8 protein-coding genes are annotated in these 7,024 nt (G+C 69.0%); 5 read left to right on the forward strand and 3 right to left on the reverse strand.

Features of this window, described 5'->3' with window-relative positions; translation table 11 throughout:
* Positions 1-207: 207 nt before the first annotated feature.
* Positions 208-813 (reverse strand): XRE family transcriptional regulator, encoded by a 606-nt coding sequence (locus ACIA47_RS14900; protein ID WP_396708192.1) that lies wholly within the window; start codon positions 811-813, stop codon positions 208-210.
* 200 nt (positions 814-1,013) lie between these two features.
* Here ACIA47_RS14900 and ACIA47_RS14905 point away from each other — a divergent pair, with 200 nt between their 5' ends.
* From ACIA47_RS14905 to ACIA47_RS14920, 4 genes are all read left to right on the forward strand, one after another.
* Positions 1,014-2,183 carry a helix-turn-helix domain-containing protein gene (locus ACIA47_RS14905; RefSeq protein ID WP_396708194.1) on the forward strand — a complete coding sequence of 390 codons (1,170 nt, stop codon included), beginning with the start codon at positions 1,014-1,016 and terminating at the stop codon, positions 2,181-2,183.
* Positions 2,184-2,319: 136 nt separating this feature from the next.
* Positions 2,320-2,487 carry a hypothetical protein gene (locus ACIA47_RS14910; protein ID WP_203121286.1) on the forward strand — a complete coding sequence of 56 codons (168 nt, stop codon included), beginning with the start codon at positions 2,320-2,322 and terminating at the stop codon, positions 2,485-2,487.
* Positions 2,477-3,649 carry a helix-turn-helix domain-containing protein gene (locus tag ACIA47_RS14915; RefSeq protein WP_396708196.1) on the forward strand — a complete coding sequence of 391 codons (1,173 nt, stop codon included), beginning with the start codon at positions 2,477-2,479 and terminating at the stop codon, positions 3,647-3,649. Before ACIA47_RS14910 ends, ACIA47_RS14915 begins: the two co-directional genes overlap by 11 nt.
* 197 nt (positions 3,650-3,846) lie before the next feature.
* On the forward strand, positions 3,847-4,221 hold the full coding sequence (locus ACIA47_RS14920; protein ID WP_396708198.1) for a DUF805 domain-containing protein: 375 nt from the start codon (positions 3,847-3,849) through the stop codon (positions 4,219-4,221).
* A 150-nt stretch (positions 4,222-4,371) separates the two neighbouring features.
* On the opposite strand, the gene ACIA47_RS14925 is transcribed toward ACIA47_RS14920, so the two are convergent.
* Both ACIA47_RS14925 and ACIA47_RS14930 read right to left on the reverse strand, forming a co-directional pair.
* Complete coding sequence (locus tag ACIA47_RS14925) at positions 4,372-5,364, reverse strand: MerR family transcriptional regulator (RefSeq protein ID WP_396708200.1); 993 nt, start codon at positions 5,362-5,364, stop codon at positions 4,372-4,374.
* Positions 5,365-5,412: 48 nt separating this feature from the next.
* Positions 5,413-6,315 (reverse strand): NADP-dependent oxidoreductase, encoded by a 903-nt coding sequence (locus tag ACIA47_RS14930; protein ID WP_396708202.1) that lies wholly within the window; start codon positions 6,313-6,315, stop codon positions 5,413-5,415.
* Positions 6,316-6,421: 106 nt separating this feature from the next.
* Here ACIA47_RS14930 and ACIA47_RS14935 point away from each other — a divergent pair, with 106 nt between their 5' ends.
* Positions 6,422-6,820 carry a winged helix-turn-helix transcriptional regulator gene (locus ACIA47_RS14935; RefSeq protein ID WP_396708204.1) on the forward strand — a complete coding sequence of 133 codons (399 nt, stop codon included), beginning with the start codon at positions 6,422-6,424 and terminating at the stop codon, positions 6,818-6,820.
* Positions 6,821-7,024: the final 204 nt, after the last annotated feature.

Here is a 7,024-nt window from a genome sequence, read left to right on the forward strand (position 1 = left end):
GATCGAATCGATACACATTCGATCATCCATGAGGCCTTCACTCATCGACTTCTTTGAGACTTGGTCCAGGATCGCTGTCCAGCTTTGTGGGCGCGCGTCGGCCTGCCCAGCAGGCGGTGCCGGTGCGGTAGCGCTTTGATTGGTGGAGCAGCAGCCGATGGCGCGATGCGACCACACACCCGCCCAGCGACGAGTTGGCGAAGCGTCCTATTCGGGCGGCGTGTTGTACCGGTCGAGCGTCGCCTTGGACGTGGAAGCGTCCCGGAAGGCCAGCTCCCAGGGGTCAGTGTTGACATCCATGTCCTTGCCGAATCCGACCCACTTCCCGGCCATCCGTCGCCCAGTGGGCTCCACCAGTAGCTGGATTGCGCCGTGGTACCGGGCACCTCGGTAGTAGCCGGCGGGATCGGTCTGCTCCACCCAGGTGCCGGTGACCACGGCGCCGTCGACGGTGAGATCCATTGACAGTGACGATGACGCCGAGCCGGGCGGGCTGCGCACTGTCAGTTGGTCGCCGTGCTGGAGTACCACCACGAAGTGCTGGCCGGCGAAGAATCCTTCTCGTCCGCTGGAGTGGAACTGGTAGCGGCTGAGCCAGACGCCCTCGTACGACGCGTGGACCCCGATTGGCTTGGGCGTTGGCGTGGCCAGGCTGGACATGGGCGAGGTCAGGTCGTGGCCACCGTCTTGATTATCGGGCGCGCCGAGGTGGCGGTCGGCGGCTTCGATCGCGCGGGCAAAGTCGCCCCGGTCCATGTGCATCCCCGTGCGGACCGCGCGGAGGGCCGGTGTTGGGGCGTTCATAGACGCCACGATAGCGCTGTGTCATTTCCATGTCGCCCTGGGTATGTCGTAGGTGTCACGCCTGGTCAGAGCTTGCCGACGATGGTCCTTGCGGTGGCGGCAACGAGAGCGTCCTATCAGCAGGGAGCCGTAGTTGCTCGATGTACTGTCAGTAGCAGTGGTCCGCCGATCCGGTCTGACTGTCCTGCTTCTCGATTGGGGGCGTCGTCGTGTCGCAGATCGATCCGCGCTTCGGTGCCCACCTTCGCTCGCTGCGGAGCAGCAAGGGGCTCTCTCTGCGGGCGCTGGGTCAGCTCGCTCATCGGGGCAAGAGCCACCTGCACGATCTGGAGACCGGGGCGAAGGCCCCCACCCCTGACACGGCTCGGCACCTCGACGAAGTGTTGCGAGCCGACGGGGCACTCGTCCGTCTGGTGGACCAGCCCGTCGACCACGACGCCGAGGCCGGTGAGCTGCTGGCTCGGGTACGGGCCAGCGATGTCAGCGCCGAGACGCTCGTGGGGATCGAGGCCGGAGTAGACGACCTGGCGAGCGCGTACGCGCTCTCGCGGCCGGTCGAGCTACTTCCGAGGGTGCGTCGGCAGTTGGTTTATGTGGAACGGCTGCTCGACGGGCGTGGCACTTTGGCGCAGCGCCGGCGGCTCGTCATTGCCGGTGGTTGGCTTACGGTGCTGCGGGCGACGGTGCACATCGATCTGCTGCAACAGCCCGCCGCAGGCGCTCATCTGCGCACGGCCATGGCTCTTGCCGAGCATGCGGAGCATCCGGAGATTCAGGCGTGGTGTCTGGAGACGCAGGCGTGGGACTGGCTCACCCGGGGTGACTGCCGGCGGGCGATGGACCTTTCGCGGCAGGCGCAGCGGGTCGCGCCTCAGGGCAGTTCGGCGTACATCCAGGCGACCGCCCAGGAAGCGCGGGTGTGGGCGCGCTTGGGTGACGTGCGGCGGACGCGTGAAGCGCTGGATCGTCTGGAACTGTTGACAGCGAACCTGCCGGTGCCCGAGCGGGCCGAGCACCACTACCGGTACGACCCGACGAAGGCGTTGGCGTACACGGCGACCACGCTGTCGTGGGTGGGTGACCCGGCCGCCGAGCAGATGGCCCGGACTGCCTTGGCGGAATTGGATCCGCGCGGCGATGGTGGTGAGCGGCCACGGCGCTCCGCTTCCGCCCGCCTGGATCTCGCGATGGCACTGTTGGCGGCCAACCAGCCGGACGAGGCCAGCGTCGTCGCCGCCGATGCGGTCCGCTCGGGGCGAGTGGTGTCCTCGAACTGGTGGCGGGCGCGGGAAGTGCTCCGAAAGGTCGAGCACACCGGGACGGCGGAAGCAGCCGCATTCCGCGAGGTGTATGAGGCGTACCGGCCCGTGACTCGATAGCGGACGGCACGCTGGACCAGCGGACACCCGCTATCTTTCTGTTACCGCCTGTTCACCCGATGCTGTGGGTGAGGGCGGGGCCAGTACGAACAGGTCGCCAAAGCGAGAACACCTGCCCCTGACAGCGGAGGTGGGAATGAGCGGCCAGGACGACACCGGTACGCCCAACACGGGCGAGCAGCTCGATGCCGCCGAACGGGAAGAGGCCAAGCGCCGGTTGCTCGCGCAGGCCGAGGCGGAGCGCATACCGGTGCAGGAGACGACTCGGGCGGTGCCGGATCGGCGGTGGCGTGGTGAGCCGTGATCCCGTGCCGATCGGTCGGCGGGTCGCGTACCTGCGGGTGCGGCGGAGGTTGTCGCAGCAGTCGTTCGCGGATCGGTTGGGCAAGTCGAAGAGCTGGGTGGACAAGGTCGAGCGCGGGGTCCGGTCCCTGGAACGGGTGTCGACCATCCGGGAGATCGCGGCGGTGTTGCGGGTCGACGCCGCAGCCTTGCTCGGTCGTGATGTCCAGCCGGCGGGGGTGGCCGAGCGTCGCGAGGGCGTGGCGCAAATTCGGGCGGCGCTTTCGGCGTACCCAATGGCTTTTGGTCGCCCGACGGACCGGGAGGTGATGTCGCCCGATCGGTTGGCTCGGGAGGTGCGGCATGCGTGGATGATCTTCCAGCACGCCCGGTACCCGCGTCTGGTCGAGTTGCTGCCCACGGTGGTGACCGAGGTTCATCGCGCCCATGCGCAGGACCCGCAGGCCGGGCGGGCGGCGGTGGTGGAGGCGTATCGCGTGACGGCGGCGCTCCTGGTCAAGCTGGACGAGGGGAGCCTCGCCTGGTTGGCGGCTGATCGGGCGATGTCCGCCGCCGCTGGTGACCGGGTCTTGTTGGCCTGCGCGGCGGTGCAGCTTGGTCAGGTGTTGCGGGCATCGGCTCGGGCAGGGCCGGTCATGCTCGCCGCCGCTTCCCAGATCGCCCCGGGCACGCCGGAGGAGATGTCGTTGCGGGGATCGCTGCTCGTGCAGGCCGGTCTGATCGCGGCCAGGGCGGGCGACGATCGGGTGGTCGGTGAGCTGTTGGACGAGGCCGCCGAGCTGGCCGCTCAGGTGGGCGACGGGCAGGACCATTACCGGACGGCGTTCGGGCCGACGGCCGTCGAACTGGCATGGGTCGCTGCCGCCGTCGATGTGGGCGACGGGCCACAGGCGGTCGCCCGGCACGAGAAGGCGATCGGGCGGGACGGGTGGCGGTGGCTGCCGGTCGAGCACTGCGCCGCGCACCTGGTCGATGCGGCGCGCGCCTACCTCCTGACGGACGACCCCGCCAACGCGGCGCGGGTCCTGTTGCGAGCGGACAGCGTCGCGCCCGCCGAGATCCGTCACCGGCCATCGGCGCGAGAGGTGGTCGCCCAGGTCGCCCGCGACCCCACCGCCCCAGCCACGATCACCCAACTGGCCATCAACCTGGGGGTGCTGTGAGCAGCAGGATATGGACCACGGCACCCGCTCCGGGTTACTCGGCCGGCTGGCTGTAGCCGGGCACGGGCCAAGGCATCGTGGCGGGTAGGCGTTGCGGCTACTGAGTCTCGGCTGCTCGGCCGTTGACCCCAAGATATCGATCTGCTTGGCTGCCCTCGCGATGACCTTGAGAACCCCTCAGACAACGGGAGATAGTCATGTCCTTCGGTACCGCGATCAAGTCGGTCTTCAGCCAGTACGTCGGCTTCTCGGGTCGGGCCCGCCGGTCTGAGTACTGGTGGTTCGCCCTGTTCACCGTCCTTGTCAGTATTGCCGCCGCCATCCTGGACAGCGCGCTGGGATTGACCTTCGTGGAGGGTTCGTCGAGCGGTTTCATCGGCCTTGTCGTCTCCCTGGCGTTGCTGCTGCCGACGCTGGCTGTCGCGGTGCGACGCCTGCACGACACCGACCGGACAGGGTGGTGGGTGCTGATCGGCCTGGTGCCGCTCGTGGGCGCCATCGTCCTGATCGTGTTCTTCGTACAGGACGGCACGCCCGGAGCGAACCGTTTCGGCCCCAGTCCCAAGGGCTGACCGCTGTCCGCGCCCAGCAACACGTGATCAGCCCGGAAGTTTGATCACCTGGTGTCAATTGCCGGCTTCGGGTGCAGCAGGCTGGCCGGTGTGCCTCGGCACACCGGCCAGCCGTCCACCTTGCCATCCAGCCGAGGTACGTGCCGCCAATCAGCGGGCCGGTAGCGCGGACGCGCGCAGTGCGTCGGCCAGCCACTCGTACGGGAACCCACCCGGCGGTGCGTCGTTCACTGTGGTGACCAGCTCCATGTACCTGTCGAACGGCCCCTCCTGCTCCGGCGGCGTGCGGTCCCACTCCGCGCCCTTCAGCATGTGGTCGGCAGCCTGGATCCGGAACTCGGGCGTGTCCGGGATCCCGGGGCCGTCCGGTGTCGCGAAGATGCCGGTCAGCCACTCGATCCACTGGTCGGCGATCTCCCGGCCCCTGGGCGAGTCCGGCGGCACCTGCTCGCGCGCCGCGTCCATCACCGGCTGGCCGATCGCCGCGCCCTCCTCCAGGGCGTCCAGCATCGGCGAAGAGGTCATCAGCGGCCCGGCCCCGGTGGTGCACGCCTCGTGCAGCTCACGGCGTACGGCCTGCCGGACCTCGCTGTCCCGGACCAGCTCGGCCAGCTCGATCCACGCCTCCAACTGGGCCGCGGTGGGATGGTCGGGCAGCTCCGGTCGGGCCGCCCGCCACCACTCGACCATCCGCTCCGGCGGCTCCCAGCCGGCGGAAACCTCGGTCCAGAACTCGTCGATCAGCCGGTCGCGTTCCTCGTCCGACATGCCGACCAGTTTGTGCATCAGCGTGACCTGCTCGGCCGTTGAGTTCTGCCGAAGGACGGCCGACAGCACCGCGCGCCGGCTGCGCAGCCGTGCCTCCTGACGTGCCAGCAGGGCCAGGTGGGTGGCGGCCAGCTCGCGCAGCGTCGCCTCGCCGGCGAGCACCCGCCGGATCTCGTCCAGGCCGGCGTCGAGTTCCCGTAGCGTCCGGACCAGTTCCAGCCGGGCGATGGCCGACACGTCGTACAGGCGGTGGCCGGCCGGGGTGCTGGTGGCCGGCGTGACGACACCGGCGTCCGCGTAGTACCGGACGGCGCTGACGCTCAGGCCGGTCCGCCGGGCGACATCCCCGATGGCGTACAGCTCGTTTCTGTCCACGACGCCCACTATGCGATCTCAAGCGGCTTGAGATGCAAGAGGTGCGGATCAGGGGACGATCACCACGCCGCCGCGTACGCCGCCTTGGGCCAGCCGCTCGTGGGCGGCCGCCGTGTCGGCGAAGGGGTACACGTCAGCGACCCGGAGCGGGATGTCGCCGCTGGTGACGAGTTTGACCAGTTCGCCCAGCCGGGTTCCGTCCGGTAGCACCTCCAGCGCAACGGTCCGGATTCCGCGCACCGGCTCCGGGCGAAGCGGGGGCGACGCGGCCACGTAACCGCCGCCGTCCCGAACGAGGTCCAGCAGCGACGAGCCGATCACCGCCAGGTCGATGACCGCGTCGAACGTCCCCGTCGGCTCGTCGGTGCGCGACAGGAACGCCGCGCCCAGCGACTCGACGAACTCGCGGTCGTCGGCCCCGGCCAGTCCCGTGGCGTGCAGACCGGCCGCCCGGGCCAGCGCCAAAACGAAACCACCGACCTGCCCGGCGGCACCGGTGACGAGCACTGTCGAACCCGTCGGAAGCGCGAGCAGGTCGAGTGCCTGGGCGGCGGCGAGGCCATTGGTCGGCAGGGTCGCCGCCTCGGTGGCGGGGACGCCGGCGGGCGCGGAGGTCAGCCAGGCGGCGTCGAGAACCACGTACTCGGCGTGGGCGCCGACAGTGGTTTGCAGCCAGGGCGAGAAGCCGATGACCTCGTCGCCGATGGTGAACTCCCCAACCGAGGGGCCGACCGTGTCGACGCTGCCGGCGACGTCCCAACCGGGCGTGTACGGCAGGCCGCTCGGCAACGGAGCCGGGAACCGACCGGAGCGGACCATCAGATCGACCGGATGGACAACCGACGCCGCGACCCGCACCCGCACCTGCCCCGGCCCCGGCTCGGGCACCGGCACCTCGGCCACGTGCAGGACCTCCGGCCCACCGAACTCTGCATAGCTGACTGCGCGCATCGCCGTCTCCTTCGTGGAACTTCGTGATCACCACGACCGTACGAATCCCCGGCACTGTGAGAAAGTAGGTACCTCAAAGTGCCTAGGGCGCCGAAGGAGGGAACGAATGGCTACGTCGACCGCAGCGCAACGCCGCGAGCAGGCCAAACGCGACTACGACGCGTTCCTGGAACAGTGCCCGACCCGTGAGCTGCTGAGCAGGCTCACGGACAAGTGGGTCGCCCTGGTGATCCCAGCGCTCGTCAACGGCCCGCAGCGGCACGGCGAGCTCGCCCAGCGCATCGCCGGTGTGAGCCAGAAGATGCTCACCCAGACCCTGCGCACCCTGGAGCGCGACGGCCTGGTCACGCGCACGGTCACCGCCTCGGTGCCGGTCCGCGTCGACTACGAGCTCACCCCGCTCGGCCACGAGCTGTTCCCGGTCATGATCGCGATCAAGAACTGGGCCGAGACGCACATGGACCGCGTCTTCGAAGCCCGGACCCGATACGACGAACGCCCCTGAAACCGGCGGCGCCGATCACCTCGAAGGCCGCGGTGACGTATTCGCCAAGGTCACCGTCACTTGCCGCTGGGTGCAAGAGGAGATCTTGGACAGTTTCCGTTTCGCACAGGACTGTGCTGTCCCGAGACATGTGTCAAGGGGAAGTCCCGATAGTTGTGTCATGAGTTGTTGATCAAGTTGTGTGGATGAGGCTGATGTAGGACC

Origin of the sequence: Micromonospora sp. NPDC051227, assembly GCF_044455385.1 — a bacterium.
In the GTDB taxonomy this organism is placed as follows: Bacteria; Actinomycetota; Actinomycetes; order Mycobacteriales; family Micromonosporaceae; genus Micromonospora.

Bases quoted from the DNA above. Each gene is read 5' to 3' on its own strand.
- ACIA47_RS14910 (WP_203121286.1), top strand. From the start codon at position 2,320: ATGAGCGGCCAGGACGACACCGGTACGCCCAACACGGGCGAGCAGCTC.
- ACIA47_RS14920 (WP_396708198.1), top strand. From the start codon at position 3,847: ATGTCCTTCGGTACCGCGATCAAGTCGGTCTTCAGCCAGTACGTCGGC.
- ACIA47_RS14930 (WP_396708202.1), bottom strand. From the start codon at position 6,315: ATGCGCGCAGTCAGCTATGCAGAGTTCGGTGGGCCGGAGGTCCTGCAC.
- ACIA47_RS14935 (WP_396708204.1), top strand. From the start codon at position 6,422: ATGGCTACGTCGACCGCAGCGCAACGCCGCGAGCAGGCCAAACGCGAC.